Annotated in this window: 13 protein-coding genes; 2 read left to right on the top strand and 11 right to left on the bottom strand. The window is 71.0% G+C overall.

Annotated features, from left to right (window positions below; genetic code table 11):
- Positions 1-193 precede the first annotated feature (193 nt).
- The 10 genes from mutM to E3O48_RS12890 form a co-directional block, all read right to left on the bottom strand.
- Positions 194-1,099: a bifunctional DNA-formamidopyrimidine glycosylase/DNA-(apurinic or apyrimidinic site) lyase gene (mutM, locus tag E3O48_RS12845; RefSeq protein WP_134539313.1), complete on the bottom strand. Its 906-nt coding sequence runs from the start codon at positions 1,097-1,099 to the stop codon at positions 194-196.
- A 24-nt stretch (positions 1,100-1,123) separates the two neighbouring features.
- Positions 1,124-1,813 carry a ribonuclease III gene (gene rnc, locus E3O48_RS12850; RefSeq protein ID WP_134539315.1) on the bottom strand — a complete coding sequence of 230 codons (690 nt, stop codon included), beginning with the start codon at positions 1,811-1,813 and terminating at the stop codon, positions 1,124-1,126.
- A gap of 123 nt (positions 1,814-1,936) precedes the next feature.
- Positions 1,937-2,140 carry a 50S ribosomal protein L32 gene (gene rpmF / locus E3O48_RS12855; RefSeq protein WP_134508074.1) on the bottom strand — a complete coding sequence of 68 codons (204 nt, stop codon included), beginning with the start codon at positions 2,138-2,140 and terminating at the stop codon, positions 1,937-1,939.
- A gap of 2 nt (positions 2,141-2,142) precedes the next feature.
- The gene (locus tag E3O48_RS12860) at positions 2,143-2,715 is read right to left on the bottom strand and encodes a DUF177 domain-containing protein (RefSeq protein ID WP_134539317.1); all 573 of its coding nucleotides are present in this window, start codon (positions 2,713-2,715) and stop codon (positions 2,143-2,145) included.
- A gap of 11 nt (positions 2,716-2,726) precedes the next feature.
- Positions 2,727-5,081, bottom strand: a complete 2,355-nt coding sequence (locus tag E3O48_RS12865) for a DUF3488 and transglutaminase-like domain-containing protein (RefSeq protein ID WP_134539319.1) — start codon at positions 5,079-5,081, stop codon at positions 2,727-2,729.
- Positions 5,078-6,442, bottom strand: coding sequence for a DUF58 domain-containing protein (locus E3O48_RS12870; RefSeq protein WP_134539321.1), 1,365 nt, complete (start codon positions 6,440-6,442; stop codon positions 5,078-5,080). The genes E3O48_RS12865 and E3O48_RS12870 overlap by 4 nt, the downstream gene beginning before the upstream one ends.
- A 4-nt stretch (positions 6,443-6,446) precedes the next feature.
- Entirely contained in the window at positions 6,447-7,421 is a 975-nt protein-coding gene (locus tag E3O48_RS12875) for a MoxR family ATPase (protein ID WP_134539643.1), read from the bottom strand.
- A gap of 149 nt (positions 7,422-7,570) precedes the next feature.
- Entirely contained in the window at positions 7,571-8,059 is a 489-nt protein-coding gene (coaD, locus tag E3O48_RS12880) for a pantetheine-phosphate adenylyltransferase (RefSeq protein WP_134539322.1), read from the bottom strand.
- 53 nt (positions 8,060-8,112) lie between these two features.
- On the bottom strand, positions 8,113-10,350 hold the full coding sequence (locus E3O48_RS12885) for an ATP-dependent DNA helicase RecG (protein ID WP_134539324.1): 2,238 nt from the start codon (positions 10,348-10,350) through the stop codon (positions 8,113-8,115).
- Complete coding sequence (locus tag E3O48_RS12890; protein ID WP_241982522.1) at positions 10,347-11,201, bottom strand: tetratricopeptide repeat protein; 855 nt, start codon at positions 11,199-11,201, stop codon at positions 10,347-10,349. Before E3O48_RS12890 ends, E3O48_RS12885 begins: the two co-directional genes overlap by 4 nt.
- A gap of 87 nt (positions 11,202-11,288) precedes the next feature.
- Between E3O48_RS12890 and E3O48_RS12895 the strand changes: the two genes are divergently transcribed.
- Entirely contained in the window at positions 11,289-11,882 is a 594-nt protein-coding gene (locus tag E3O48_RS12895; protein WP_134539326.1) for an RsmD family RNA methyltransferase, read from the top strand.
- Between the two features lie 30 nt (positions 11,883-11,912).
- On the opposite strand, the gene thiL is transcribed toward E3O48_RS12895, so the two are convergent.
- On the bottom strand, positions 11,913-12,920 hold the full coding sequence (gene thiL, locus E3O48_RS12900; protein ID WP_134539328.1) for a thiamine-phosphate kinase: 1,008 nt from the start codon (positions 12,918-12,920) through the stop codon (positions 11,913-11,915).
- Between the two features lie 24 nt (positions 12,921-12,944).
- Between thiL and E3O48_RS12905 the strand changes: the two genes are divergently transcribed.
- Positions 12,945-13,460: a DUF3515 family protein gene (locus E3O48_RS12905; RefSeq protein ID WP_134539329.1), complete on the top strand. Its 516-nt coding sequence runs from the start codon at positions 12,945-12,947 to the stop codon at positions 13,458-13,460.
- Position 13,461 lies beyond the last annotated feature (1 nt).

A 13,461-nucleotide genomic window follows, 5' to 3' on the forward strand; every position in this document is an offset into this window, starting at 1 on the left:
CCAGGTCCCTGCGGGCCTGCCGCCCGGTTCCACGGTACCGGACAGATCGCGCCCTGCCGGGGAGGCGCGGGCCCGTCAAATTCGACGGAGATTTTGCCGATTTGGGGCTGAAACGGATGCCGCAGGCCGGTTTTGCTCAAATTCTCCGTCGAATTCGACGGCCAGGGGCAGGGCCGGCACGGGAACGGCCCGGTCAGCGCAGCCGCTGGCACCGCGGGCAGAGGTGGGACGACCGGTTCATGAACTGCTGCCTGACCAGGATGGTGCCGCATCGCGGGCACGGTTTGCCCTGCTGTCCGTAGGCGGTGAGGCTGTGCGAGAAGTAGCCGGATTCGCCGTTGACGTTCACGTATTGGGCGTCGAAACTCGTGCCGCCCTCCGCGAGGGCCCGGCCCAGGATAACCCGCACCGAGTCGAGCAGGAGGCGTGCCCTGGCACGGGACAACGAGTCGGCCGGCTGGTCGAAGTGCAGCCGGGCCGCATAGAGCGCCTCGTCGGCGTAGATGTTGCCGATGCCGCTGATCAGGGTCTGGTCCAGGAGCGCCCGTTTGACACCTGACTTCCTGCGGGCGAGGGCGGCCAGGAACGCGTCCGCGGAGAAGTCGGGGTCGATCGGGTCCCGGGCGATGTGGGCGACCTGCGACGGGATCAGCGCCGACCAGTCGCCTGACGCCGCTCCGGAGTATCCCCCGGCCAGACCGTCACGCGTCGCTTGCATGGTGTCGACGGCCATGCTGCCGAAGATGCGCTGGTCGACGAAGTGCAGCAGCAACTCGCCGTGCACGGGGTGGTCGAGGTGCAGGCGCACCCGGAGCATCCGGTCGGAGTCGGAACCGGGGGCGCGAAGGAGCACCTGCCCGCTCATGCCCAGATGGATGACGAGGGCGCGCCCCGAATCGAGAGGCAGCCAGAGGAACTTCCCGCGCCGCACGGCGCCGAGGATGCGCCGCCCCTCCAGCAGCGCGGCGAATGAGCCGGGAACGGGGTCGTGGCGGCGCAGCGAGCGTTCCTCGAACACCTCGACGGCAGCGATCACGGCACCGGTGGCCGCCGGTTCGATGCCTGACCGGACGACCTCCACCTCGGGAAGTTCGGGCACGTCAGACGCCTACCAGCCGCTGGATCAGAGGTCGCCGAGCCGGGTCCAGGCGTCGAGCGCCGCAGCCATTTCGGCGTGCTTCTTGCTCGTGCCCTCGCCGGTCGCGGTGATGATGCCCACCGTGACGGTCGCGATGAAGACCTTCGAATGGTCCGGGCCGCTCTCGGCTATCCCGTAGACGGGCACACCGGATCCGAGCCGGGCGGCGGCCTCCTGCAGGCTTGTTTTCGGGTCCATCGAAACACCGAAGTGCCCCGGGTCGTTCAGCAGGGGTGCGATCAGTCGCAGCACGAGCTGCGTCGCGACCTCTCCGCCGGAGTCGAGGTAGACGGCGCCGATCAGCGCTTCGACGGTGTCGGCGAGGATCGAACCCTTGTCTCGTCCGCCGGTGAGGATCTCACCGCGACCGAGGCGGACGAACTCGCCGAGGCCGATCCCGCGGGCGATCTCGGCGAGGGCGACACTGGACACCAGGCTGGCCCTGCGCTTGGCGAGGTCTCCCTCGTCGAGGCGCGGGAACTCGCGGTACAGCATGACCGTGACGGCCTGGCCGAGGATAGAGTCGCCGAGGAATTCGAGGCGCTCGTTCGTGGGCACGCCGCCGTGCTCGTACGCGTACGACCGGTGGGTCAGTGCGAGTTCGAGCAGGCCGGGGTCGATCGATACGCCGAGGATCGCCGGAAGCGCCGAGATCCCGGATGCGTCGGAGTTCATGCGCCGGCCTCCGGGCACAGGCAGATGCCGCGCCCCGAGGTGGAACACCCCGGATTCGGGTTGCTCGTCCTTCGACGGCGCGGCATCAGAGCATCCAGCATCCGCTGACCTGAAAACTTCTGACTAGACGTCAGCGACCTTGCGGCCCTTGTATTCCATGAACATCGCGGTGCCGGCGGCGTCGGTGACGACCTTGGCACGGTGCGGGAGGCTGTAGACGACCTTGCCGTTTTCCATGGTCTTCACCAGGGTGGGGGCTTCGGCCTTCCAGCAGGAACGACGTGAGCGGGTGTTCGAGCGTGATTGCTTGCGCTTCGGGACTGCCATGACTACTTCTCTTCTCTATCTGATTCAGCCTGGATGTCTTCATCCGTGCCGATGCTTGCGGAAGCCTGGAATTCCATCAGCGCGGCCCACCGGGGATCGCGCTTTTCTTCTGGTTCGAGTTCAGGGGCCTCGGCAAGCCGCTGCCCGGTCTCTGGGTCGAGACCTGGGCAATCCGGCCGGCAAACCGGCTGGAAAGGCAGTGATAATACCACTGCGTCCCTGATCAGAGGTTCAAGATCCACGTGGTCATCTTGAACTTCACACTCATAAGCTTCGTCTAGAGAGTACGCGAAAAGCTCGTGAAACTCGACTTGGACAGGCAACTCGATGTCAATCAGGCATCTTCCGCACTCCCCGGCGGCCTTTCCGGAGATCTGGGCGGACACCAGGATGCCCTCGTGCAGGGCCTCCAGGCGCAGGTTCACGGTCAGTGCGGAACCCGCCTTGACGGCCACCAGGCTCTCTCCGAGGTCACCGGGCACGACGATCTCGAGGTGCCGCTCGTGCATGGTGCCTGGCCGGTTGATGAGGTCGCGCACATCGACCTTGTACGGGGTCTTCTTAAACTTGGTCACGGTGGGAGATTCTACGCGTCCGCGGGCAGGGTCTCGTTCCGTGCCACCCTCGACGGCCTCCGCAGTGAGGCAGGCAGCGCGATCGCACGGATGCGCGCCGGCCAGGAGGCGCCGGCGTGGATCGCGCGGGTGACCTGGTCGAGGTCCGCGGCCAACGCTGCTGAGGCCCCGCCCGAGGCGGCGCCGGGTCGGCCGAAACGCTGGCGTTCGGCCGCGACCAGCAACCGCCGCAGCGCAGCGCCGGGGTCGCCGGCCGGCGGGTAGACCAGGCCGGTAAGCTGCTCCAGGCGCGCGACCAGTTCCCGGGGGGTCTCGGTGTCGCGCACCCGCACCCCGTGGTCGACGGCCGTGTCGGTGAGTTCGTCCCAGGCCCAGCCTGCGGCGCCCGGGCCGGTGCGGACGCGCCGGCGCCGTCCCTGCCTCCGCAACGCTCGCGCGCCGCCGGGGAACATCAGCAGGATCAGGACGGCCGCGAGGGCCACGGAGACGGTTGTCGTTGCTTCGCTGCCGCCGGTTGGGGAGGTGGCAGCCCGGAGGCCGTCGGACACGTTCTGGCCGCCCGGGTCGGCGTTCCGCGGCGCGGCCGTCGCGAGCCCGCCGGCCTCGCCGCCGAGCGGGACCTGGGCATCCGTCTCCCTTGTGTACGCCGGCACCGTGCCGCGCCCCGGCGTCGGCTCGAACGCCAGCCAGCCGATTCCGCTGAAATACAGTTCCGGCCAGGAGTGCAGGTCGTGCGCGTCGACGTTGAACCGGTCCCGCCCCTCGATGTAGCTCGTCGACCGAGACCCGGGCAGGTAACCGATCGCGATCCGGGCGGGGATGCCGATGGACCGGGCCATCACCGCCATCGCCGAAGCGAAGTGAACGCAATAGCCGCGTTTCACCTCGAGGAACTTGCCGACGACGTCGACGCCGCCGCCGTCGTAGCCCTCGGCGACCGGGGCATCCGTGTCGTAGCTGAACACGCCGCCCCTCAGGTAGCTCTGCAGGGCGACGGCCGCGTCGTAGGGCGAGATCGCCCCGCCGGTCACGTCGCGGGCGGTCTGGTCGATGATGGCCGGCCGATTCCCGGGCAGGTCGAGGTTGCGCCGGATGCTCGCCGAGTAACGGGTGCCCGCAGCCCGGAGCTGCGCGGGCGTCGGAGCGAGTTCGAGCGCCGTGACGGTGTACTGCTGACCGCGGGTGATGCTGTTGGCGCTGGCGATGGTCGAGGTCGACCGGTCCCAGTACCAGTCGCCGACCAGGCCGGTGACCTTCTTCGGCGCGAACGGGGTCGGCAGCCACCGGGTCGCGACGCCGTCGATGACGATCTGCGTCCTGGTCTCCCTCGTGACCACCTGGGAGGAGAGCCCCTGCGGCAGGGCGATGGCCTCGACGTTGTCGCTGGGATTATCCGGTTCGACCCTGGCCATCCAGGTGGCGCCGACGAAGTTGTCGAGGGTCAGCAGTTTCAGGTACGGCGGCGGGGACGCAGTGGTGCGGTAGTGCAGGGCCGCACTGGACTGGGGGCGCCGGAGATCCTGCCCGAGGTTGATCAGCGGGGTGACACCGCTCCCGAAGAGCAGCGTGCCGACGCCCCGGGTGCCGGCGAAGCCTCCACCGGGCACGGCAGGGGTGGCGACGCTGAGCAGGAGCGCCCCCACGATGCCGATGCTGCCGACCACCATCGACCCCCACAGCGGGCCGGGGCCCCGCCGGCGCACCGGACCGACCACCCGCGGAGCGTTCGGCCCGACCGGCGGATTGTCGGCTTCCCTGGTTCGCCGCACCCGCACGTCCACGCGCAACAGGATGAGGAACGCGATGGCCGTCAGGACGAGGGCCAGCGGGTCGGCCCCGCCGTCGATGATGAGGCCGGGAACGGCGACGGGTACGAGCGCGGGAAGCCCGGCGAGCGCCGGAACCCGGAGGTTGATCGCGAGCAGGTGCACCATCACCGCGATGGCTCCTGCTCCCGCGCAGAGCAGCAGCAGGATGCCGGCGACCGGGTCGGCCGGCGTGCCCTGCTGTTGGATGGACTCCAGCCCGGAGTCGACCAGCCTGCCGAACCGGTCGATGGTCTCCAGGGACGGGATCAGCCAGAGCAGCCCCGTGCCGCCGCCGAACAGCAGGGTCACCGTGGCGAGCAGGATGCCGAACCCGGCGACCGGGGCGAGCGACTCCGCCAGGCCGACCCGGCGGAGCCCGGCCAGGCCGATCAGCACGGTCGCGGACACGAAGGCCATCAGCCACCACCAGGTGGTGGACTGCAGCAGCGAACCGAGGGCCCCGTTCGCCACGAGCAGCAGGAGCAGCAGCGCGCCGGTGACCGGCCATTCGGCGCGGAGCGGGCGCCGCCGGCCTGTTGCCGCCCCGGACCGGCTCATGAGGGCTCCCGCCCGGTGGAGGCGGCCGCGCCCTGGGCACGCGCGGCGTCCAGCCAGGCGGCCGGGATGTCCCGGGCCGCGCGCACGGGAACGCAGCGCCAGCCGGCGTCGCGCAGCGTCTCGATCGCGGCCGGCCGCATCGTGTCGAGGTTGAAGGCCACCGCGGGCCGGGCGGCGGCGCCGAGGGCTGCCAGCTCAGCGGCATCCTGCTCGTCGATGTCGACGAGCACCGCGAAGGTCGGCAGCGGCAGTTGCGGCGCGTAGCCACCGGAGAGCGCGGGCGCGGGCCGGGCCCCGCCGGCCGGGCCCGGCTCGAGGGGCACCACGCCGGCCAGGCCCTCGAGCAGCAGCCGCATTCCGCCGGCCTCCTGGAAATCCACGGCCGGGTCCCCGCGCAGGCCGCCGCGGCCCGTCCCGGTGCGGGAACCGAGCTGGCTGGGCCCCAGTTCGACGAGGTCGAGTCGGAAGCCGGCGTCGAGGAGGTGCACTCCCACCGAGGCGACGAGCTCAACGGCCACTTCGAAGGCCTGGTCGTGCCGGAAGCGGCGGTCGGGTCCCTGGCCGGGCGGCGGCGCAGGGCGACCCCGCAACGCGGTGTCGAGCACGATCCTGGCCACCGGGTTGCTGCGGTGTTCCTCCTGGCGCACCATGATCTCGCCATGCCTCGCGGTCGCGGGCCAGTTCACCCGCCGGAGCGGGTCCCCCGGCCGGTATTCCCGGGCGATCAGTTCGTCCGAGTTGTGGTTGAGGTGCCGCAACCGCTCACGGGCGTCGCCGTCGCCGCCCGCGCCGGTCAGGCCGGTCCCCGAGAGAGGTGTCGCGGTCGGGGTGACCACGAGATCGAGGGGCTCGCCGACCGTCCATTCGCTCGAGGCGAGCCCGAACGGGTCATATCGCTCCAGCCGGAGCGGGCCGCTGGAGTAGATGCCCCGGTGCCTTAGCGCCAGCGAGTATTCGAGCCTGACGGCATCCGCGCCGTTGTCACGTCCTCCCTCGAACCGGTCGAGACCAGGCAGCACCAGGGCGCCGGGAGTGGTGAGCCCGGGGGCGCCGGTGTCCCTCCAGCGCAGGCCGTAGAGCGGGCGGGCGGACAGGTTGCGCACGATGAGGGTGACGATCGTTCCCCGGCCGGCCTCCACGACCGAGGGCCGGAACGTCCGGCTCACCTTCACCGCCACGGGGCGGATCGCGACATACGCGGCGGCGGTCACGGGCACGAGCAGGAGCAGGCAGGCCACGAAGAGGATGTCGCGGCGCCCGGTGAACAGGTACTGCACCAGGAAGAGAGCGCCGACACCGAGGAACGCCCCGCCCCGGAGGGTGAGCCGGGGAAACCACAGGGGCCGCCGCGACGCGGACATGGGCCTAGGGGCGTCCCTGGGCGCCGACCGGCACCGGCGTGGCGTCGACGATGCGGGTGACGATCTCTTCGATCAGGGGGGCGGCATCCTGGTGGTGATGACCCAGCACCCTGCTGCTGGCGACCAGGCGGTGCCCGAGCACTGACACGGCCAGCGAATCGATGTCGTCGGGCAGCACGTATTCCCGGCCGTTGAGCGCGGCCTGCGCCTTCGCCGCGCGGATGAGCTGCAGGGTCGCCCGCGGGCTGGCACCGAGGCGCAGGTCCCGGTCGTCACGGGTGGCCCGCACCAGGTTGACCGCGTATTCCTTGACCGCGCCGGACGCGAAAACGGCCTGCGCCGCGGTCATCATCCCCCGCAACTGGGCTCCGGAGACGACGGCGGTGATGCCCGCCAGAGGGCTCGAGGTGTCCCGGGAGTCGAGCATCGCCAGCTCGGAATCCTTGTCGGGGTAGCCCATGGAGATCCGGGCCATGAAGCGGTCGCGTTGGGCCTCCGGCAACGCGTAGGTGCCCTCCATTTCGATCGGGTTCTGGGTGGCCACCACGGTGAACGGCAGCGGCAGCAGATAGGTGGAGCCGTCGACCGTGACCTGGCGTTCCTCCATGCATTCGAGCAGGGCGGACTGGGTTTTCGGACTGGCCCGGTTGATCTCGTCTCCGATGACGATGTTGGCGAAGATGGCGCCCGGCTTGAATTCGAAGCGCCGGTCGGCCTGGTTGAACACGGACACCCCCGTGACGTCGGACGGGAGCAGGTCGGGGGTGAACTGGATCCGGCTCACCGTGCAGTGCACGGACTTGGCAAGGGCCTTGGCGAGCATGGTCTTCCCGACGCCGGGAACGTCCTCGATCAGGAGGTGCCCTTGCGCCAGCAGCACGGTCAGTGCCGTCTTGACCGCGGCGTGTTTGCCGTCGATGACGGTCTCCACGTTGCGCATGATCGCCCGCGCGGACGCCTCGACGGCGGCGAGATCCATCGGTGTCTCCACCTCGGCCTCGTCGCCGAACCCGGCCACAGCACCGACCTCGGTCCCGGCGACCGCCGGGCCCGTCACCACTCTGACGGGTGCTCCGTTCACCCTGGTGCTCCGTTCACACTGGTGCTCCGTTCACACTGGTGCTCCGTTCACACTGGTGCCTTCTGCAGGAAATCGGCGACGACCCGGGGGACGTACGGTGCGATGTCCCCGCCGAGCGCGGCCACCTGGCGCACCAGCGAACTGGACACGTGGGCGTTGGCCGGGTTCGGCAGCAGGAAGACGGTTTCCACGGATGCGAGGTTGCGGTTGACGATCGCCATCGGGGTCTCGTAGGCCACGTCGATCTGGGAGCGAATGCCCTTGACCAGCACGCTCGCGCCGACCTCGAGGCAGTAGTCGACGAGGAGACCCATGCTCCAGGACGCGACGGTGATGTTGTCGGGCAGGCCGGCATCCTTGATCGCCAGCTGCAGCAGCGACACCCGCCGGCTGATCGGCAGGAGCGCCGACTTGGCGGGGTTGTGCACCACGAGGACATGCAATTCGTCGAAGAGACCGGCCGCCCGTTCGATCACGTCGAGGTGCCCCAGTGTGACGGGGTCGAATGATCCAGGGACGACGGCGATCCTGCGCATACGATTCACCCTAGACCTACACCGTGAACGACGCCCGTGCGGACTGCTTCTCGTCAGCCTTTCGTCAGGGAGGCGCGTTCGGAGTCGTCGAGTCGGCGCCGTACAGCGTCGCGCAGGGCGGGGACGCTGTCCAGTTCGGGGTCCCAGTCGATCAGCGCCTGGGCATGGCCCCTCGCCTCCCCGATCAGGTCGCCGTCGGTCACCACCCGGAGCAGGCGCAGCGAGGACCTCCCGCCGGACTGGTTGTTGCCGAGGACGTCGCCCTCCCGGCGCAACTCGAGGTCGACCTGCGCGAGTTCGAAGCCGTCGAGGGTCGCCGCGACGGCCTCGACCCGCTCGCGCGACACCGACTCGGCTTCGGCGGTCGTCACGAGCAGGCAGAGCCCCGGCACTCCCCCGCGACCGACCCGGCCGCGCAGCTGGTGCAGTTGGGAGACGCCGAACCGGTCGGCGTCCATCACCACCATCGCCGAGGCGTTGGGCACGTCGACGCCGACCTCGATCACGGTCGTCGCGACGAGCACGTCGATCTCCCCGGCGGCGAACGCCCGCATGACCTGGTCCTTCTGCTCGCTGGTCATCCGGCCGTGCAGGGGCTCGATTCGCGCCGAGGCGAAGATCGGCTTGGCCCGGAGTTCGGCGAGCGTCTCCTCGACGGAGGCCGGCGCCTTGGCTTCGGGGTCGAGGACCTCACCCTCCTCCACCTGCTTGGGCGCGATGGCCGGACACACCACGAACGCCTGCCGGCCCAGGGCGAGCTCCTCCGCGAGCCGCTGCCAGACCCTCGTCGCCCAGGCCGGCTTGTCGCCGAGGGGCACGACGAACGTCTCGATGCCCTGCCTCCCCTCAGGGAGCATGGTGATCGTGCTCACGTCGAGGTCGCCGAAGACGGTCATCGCGATCGTGCGCGGAATGGGGGTGGCGGTCAGCACCAGCACGTGCGGCGGCACCGCCCCCTTCTGCCGGAGGGCCTCACGCTGGTCGACGCCGAACCGGTGCTGCTCGTCGACGACGACGAGTCCAAGGTCGAAGAAGGTCACTGCGTCGCCGAGCAGGGCGTGGGTGCCGATCACGATGCGCGATTGGCCGGACACCGCCCGCAGCAGAGCCTTCCGGCGTTCGGCGACGGGCAGCTGCCCGGTGAGCAGGGTCGGCATGAGTTGCACGGCCAGGTCGGGTCCGAGGGCGCGCACGATCGAGCGCAGGTGCTGCCCGGCGAGGACCTCGGTCGGCGCGAGGAAGGCGGCCTGCCCGCCCGAGTCGGCCACCGCGAGCATCGCCCGGAGCGCGACGACCGTCTTGCCGGAGCCGACCTCCCCCTGCACCAGGCGGTTCATCGGCGCGTCCTCGGCGATGTCGCGTGCGATCTCGTCGCCGACGACCGTCTGGTCGCTCGTGAGGGTGAACGACAGGGCGGCGTCGAAGCGCTCGAGGAAGCCGCCGGGAACCGGCAGCCGTGGCGTGGCCTTCCGGGCGCGGGCGGAGTTGCGCTGCTGCACGAGCGCGGTCTGCAGCACGAACGCCTCGGTGAACCGGAGGGTGTCCCTGGCCCGGCGCCAGTCCGAGTCGGTCTCGGGCCGGTGGATGAGTTCGAGCGCCCGGCCGTGCGGCAGCAGGCCCCGTTCGGCGCGGAGTTCGGCCGGGATCGGGTCGGGCACACGAAGGATGGCGTCGAGCACGACCTCCACCGTCTTGGTGATCTGCCAGCTCGCGATGGCGTTCGTGGCCGGGTAGATCGCGATCGGCTGCTCGATCCAGAGTTTCGCGTCCGCGGCATCCGCGGGCATATCGGGTTCGTCGTCTTCGCCCGGGCCGAACAGCCGGTAGGTCGGGTGGGTCAGCTGCAGGTGACCGCGGTAGTCGGACACCTTGCCGGCGAACATGCCGCGCATGCCCGGCGCCAGTTGTCTCGCGCGCCAGGACTGGTTGAAGTAGGTGAGGCTCAGGATGCCGCGGCCGTCGGAGATCTTGACCTCGACGATCGACCCCTTCCGGGCCTTCATCTGGCGTTCCTCCACCGTGCGGATCTCGGCGATGATCGTCACGTTCTCATCGAGGGGCAGGTCGCCGATCGCCGAGAGCTCGCCGCGGCGGGCATAGCGGCGCGGGTAGTGGCTGAGCAGGTCGCCGACCGTGACGATGCCGAACGCCTTGGTGAGCGCGGTGGTCGTGCGGCCGCCCACGACATTCGCCAGCTTCGTGTCGAGTGTGACGGCACCGGGTGTGACGGCACCGGGTGTGACGGCACCGGGTGTGACGGCACCGGGTGCGACGGCAGCCGATTCGGTCATGGCACGATCGTAGGCTCTGCCCCTGACACTCCGGTCGCGTCGGCGGCCTGGTCGAGCAGGGCCAGTTCGGCGCGCGCGAAGTCGTCGTCGGGCCGCTCGGCCGCCAGCTGCTGCTGCAGGGCCCTGGCCTCGTCGGTCCGGCCGAGGGTGCGCAGGCAGCGCGCGACGGCCCAACGGCCCAGGTGGCGCTGTTCGTGGGTGCCGACGGTGTCTGCCGCACGCAGCGCAGCCTCGAACTCCGGCAGGGCCTCGTCGGGGCGGCCGGAGTCGTGCAGGAACCAGCCGAGGTTGTTGTGCAGCGCGACTCCCCAGCGCCGGGTCCGGGCATCCGTGGTCGTGTCGAGGAGTGCCAGACCCTCGGCGGCCCACTCCTCCTCGTGCCCGGCGTCGGCGATGGCCAGCATGTGCAGAGCGTCGAGGGCGAGGAACTGGGCCCCGGCGGATGCCGCCTTCCGCGCCGCGAGGGTGAAGAAGGGCACGGCCTCATCGGTCCGGTCCATGCTGCGGAGGAGTCGGCCGTGTTCGAGGGCGACGCGCGCCTGGAGCCGGTCGGTGGGTTCCCCGGTGCTCTCCTGCACCGCGGCGAGGGCGGCCAGTCCGTCGTCGAAGCGGCCGAGGAGGCCGAACGCCCGGGCGAGCTGGGTGGCGAGCTCTGCCCGTGCCTCGTCATCACGGCCGGCGTCGTCCGCGGCCTGCTGGAAACGCCGGGCGGATGCCGCCGCGTCGGTGAAGTCCCAGAGGGAGTCGAGCAGGGCCTGGCTGACCGGGCCGGTCCCCAGGGCTACCGGGTTGGGCGGCACGGTGGCGGCCGGCGGAATCGGATCCGCCGCGAACGCTGCTGTATCGGTCACCGGTCCATCATGACATCCGGCGCCCTCCGCCGCAGCCGGCGGCAGGACAGCCGCCGGCAGGGCGGCGGGCGATAGGCTCGATATCTCATGACGCGAATTGTCGCCGGGTTCGCCGGTTCTCTGCCCCTGGCCGTGCCGAAGACCGGTACCCGACCGACCAGCGACCGGGTGCGCGAGGCGATCTTCTCGGCCCTCGACGCCCGCGACGTCGTGCGCGGCGCCCGCGTTCTCGACCTGTACGCGGGGTCCGGGGCGCTCGGGCTCGAGGCGGCCAGCCGGGGCGCACGCATCGTGACGCTGGTCGAGAACAGCTTCGGGGCAGCCCAGCTGTGTCGCAAGAACACGGACGCCGTGCTCCGTGCCGCCCCGAAGAAGAACGCCCCGAAGAAGAACGCCCCGAAGATCAAGGTGAGCTCGCAGGCCGTGCAAACGTTCCTCGCCGCCACCGGCGAGGGTTTCGACCTCGTCTTCCTCGACCCGCCGTACGACCTGGCGGAGACCGAACTCGGGCACAACCTGGCCGCGCTCGCCCCGCTCCTCGACGCGGACGCCCTCGTGGTCGTCGAACGCAGTTCCCGCTCCCCCGAGCCGGCCTGGGGCCCCGGTCTCACGAGCGAACGGCGCAAGGACTACGGCGACACCACCGTCTGGTACGCCTCTCCCGTCGCCGTGCGGGCCTGACCGGCCCCGCCTGCCTCTCCCGTCGCCGGGTCAGCCCGCCGCGCCGTCCCAGCCGCGGTACGGGTCCCAGCCGCCCTGCGTGTGCGGGGTCCCGTCGACCAGCACCACGCCGGCCGCGGCCGTGACGACCCCGAGCCGGCGGAAGCCGTCCGGCAGCTCGGCACCCGCCGGGAACGTGGCCAGCAGCCCGTGGTCCTCGCCACCGCCGAGGGCGCGCTCGACCTGGCCGCCCAGCGTCGTCGAATCGAAGTCGATCCCCACACCGCTCGCCCTGGCGAGCCGGCCGGCGTCGATGGCGAGCCCGTCTGACACGTCGAGCATCGCGGTCGCCCCGGCGAGCGCGGCGGCAGGGCCGCGGTCGATCGGCGGCTCCGGGGCGAGCTGGGCACCGATTTCCCGCGGATGCCGCTCCCGCAGCGCCGCGGCGAGCGCGGCATCCGGGGTGCCGTCGGCGTCGACCCCGAGCCTGAACAGCAGGCTCAGCCCCCACCCGGCGTCACCGAGCCTCCCGGCAAGCGCCACGACGTCGCCTGGGCGCGCCCCGGAGCGCAACACGGGCTCGCGCCCCTCCAGGTCGCCGAAGGCCGTCACAGCCAGCGTCAGGGCGTCGGAGGCGGACAGGTCACCGCCGACGACTCCGCAACCGGGGGCCAGCGCGTCGCAACCGTCCCTGAGCCCGTCGGCGATTCCCTCGATCACCCAGATCGGTGTCGACGGGGGCGCTGCGATGGCGACGACCAGGGCGGTCGGTCGTGCTCCCATGGCGGCGACATCCGACAGGTTGGTCGCGGCGGCCTTCCAACCGAGGTCGTGCGGGGTCGACCAGGCGAGCCGGAAGTCCGGGCCCTGGATCATCATGTCCGTCGTCACCACGTAGCGCCCGTCCGGCGCCCGCAGCACGGCGGCGTCGTCCCCCGGCCCGAGCAGCTGGGCGTCCGAGCCGGGCAGTCGCGGGAAGATCCGGGCGAGCACCTCGCCCTCGCTCAGGTCGGCGAGCGTCTCGCTCGAGGGGAGCGGTGCGGCCGCAGCATTCGTCATGCATCAAACGGTAGCCTGAATGCAATGACCCCCCGCTCCCGTCTCCTTCGCGCCGCCGTCGGCATCACGCTCGTCGCCGGCACTGTGCTGCTGACCGGTTGCACCGCGATCGTGCCGCTCGAGCCGTCCAAGGATGCCGCCAACCCGACCTGCGCCGACCTGATCGTGCGCCTGCCGACGGCCGTCGCGTCGTTGCCCGAGCGCGAGACGAACGCGCAGGCCACCGGCGCCTGGGGCACCCCGGCCGCTGTGCTGCTGCACTGCGGGGTCACCGTGCCGGTGCCCACCACCCTGCCCTGCCTCAACGTCAACGGCATCGACTGGATCGAAGACGACTCCGAGGCGCCGCTCTACCGGTACACGACCTACGGCCGGGACCCGGCGACCGAACTGGTGATCGACTCGGGGAAGGTCAGCGGTTCGACCGTCCTGGTCGACCTGGCCAAGGCCGTGTCCGCCATCCCCGCGACCGGGCAGTGCGTGGGCGTGGACGACCTCACCATCCCCACCGACGGCGGCACGGCGGTCCCCGCGCCGTAGC

This window comes from Cryobacterium sp. HLT2-28, from assembly GCF_004402495.1.
In the GTDB taxonomy this organism is placed as follows: Bacteria; Actinomycetota; Actinomycetes; order Actinomycetales; family Microbacteriaceae; genus Cryobacterium; species Cryobacterium mannosilyticum.

Bases quoted from the DNA above. Each gene is read 5' to 3' on its own strand.
- rnc (WP_134539315.1), bottom strand. From the start codon at position 1,813: ATGAACTCCGACGCATCCGGGATCTCGGCGCTTCCGGCGATCCTCGGC.
- rpmF (WP_134508074.1), bottom strand. From the start codon at position 2,140: ATGGCAGTCCCGAAGCGCAAGCAATCACGCTCGAACACCCGCTCACGT.
- E3O48_RS12865 (WP_134539319.1), bottom strand. From the start codon at position 5,081: ATGAGCCGGTCCGGGGCGGCAACAGGCCGGCGGCGCCCGCTCCGCGCC.
- E3O48_RS12870 (WP_134539321.1), bottom strand. From the start codon at position 6,442: ATGTCCGCGTCGCGGCGGCCCCTGTGGTTTCCCCGGCTCACCCTCCGG.
- E3O48_RS12875 (WP_134539643.1), bottom strand. From the start codon at position 7,421: ATGGATCTCGCCGCCGTCGAGGCGTCCGCGCGGGCGATCATGCGCAAC.
- coaD (WP_134539322.1), bottom strand. From the start codon at position 8,059: ATGCGCAGGATCGCCGTCGTCCCTGGATCATTCGACCCCGTCACACTG.
- E3O48_RS12885 (WP_134539324.1), bottom strand. From the start codon at position 10,350: ATGACCGAATCGGCTGCCGTCGCACCCGGTGCCGTCACACCCGGTGCC.
- E3O48_RS12895 (WP_134539326.1), top strand. From the start codon at position 11,289: ATGACGCGAATTGTCGCCGGGTTCGCCGGTTCTCTGCCCCTGGCCGTG.
- thiL (WP_134539328.1), bottom strand. From the start codon at position 12,920: ATGACGAATGCTGCGGCCGCACCGCTCCCCTCGAGCGAGACGCTCGCC.
- E3O48_RS12905 (WP_134539329.1), top strand. From the start codon at position 12,945: ATGACCCCCCGCTCCCGTCTCCTTCGCGCCGCCGTCGGCATCACGCTC.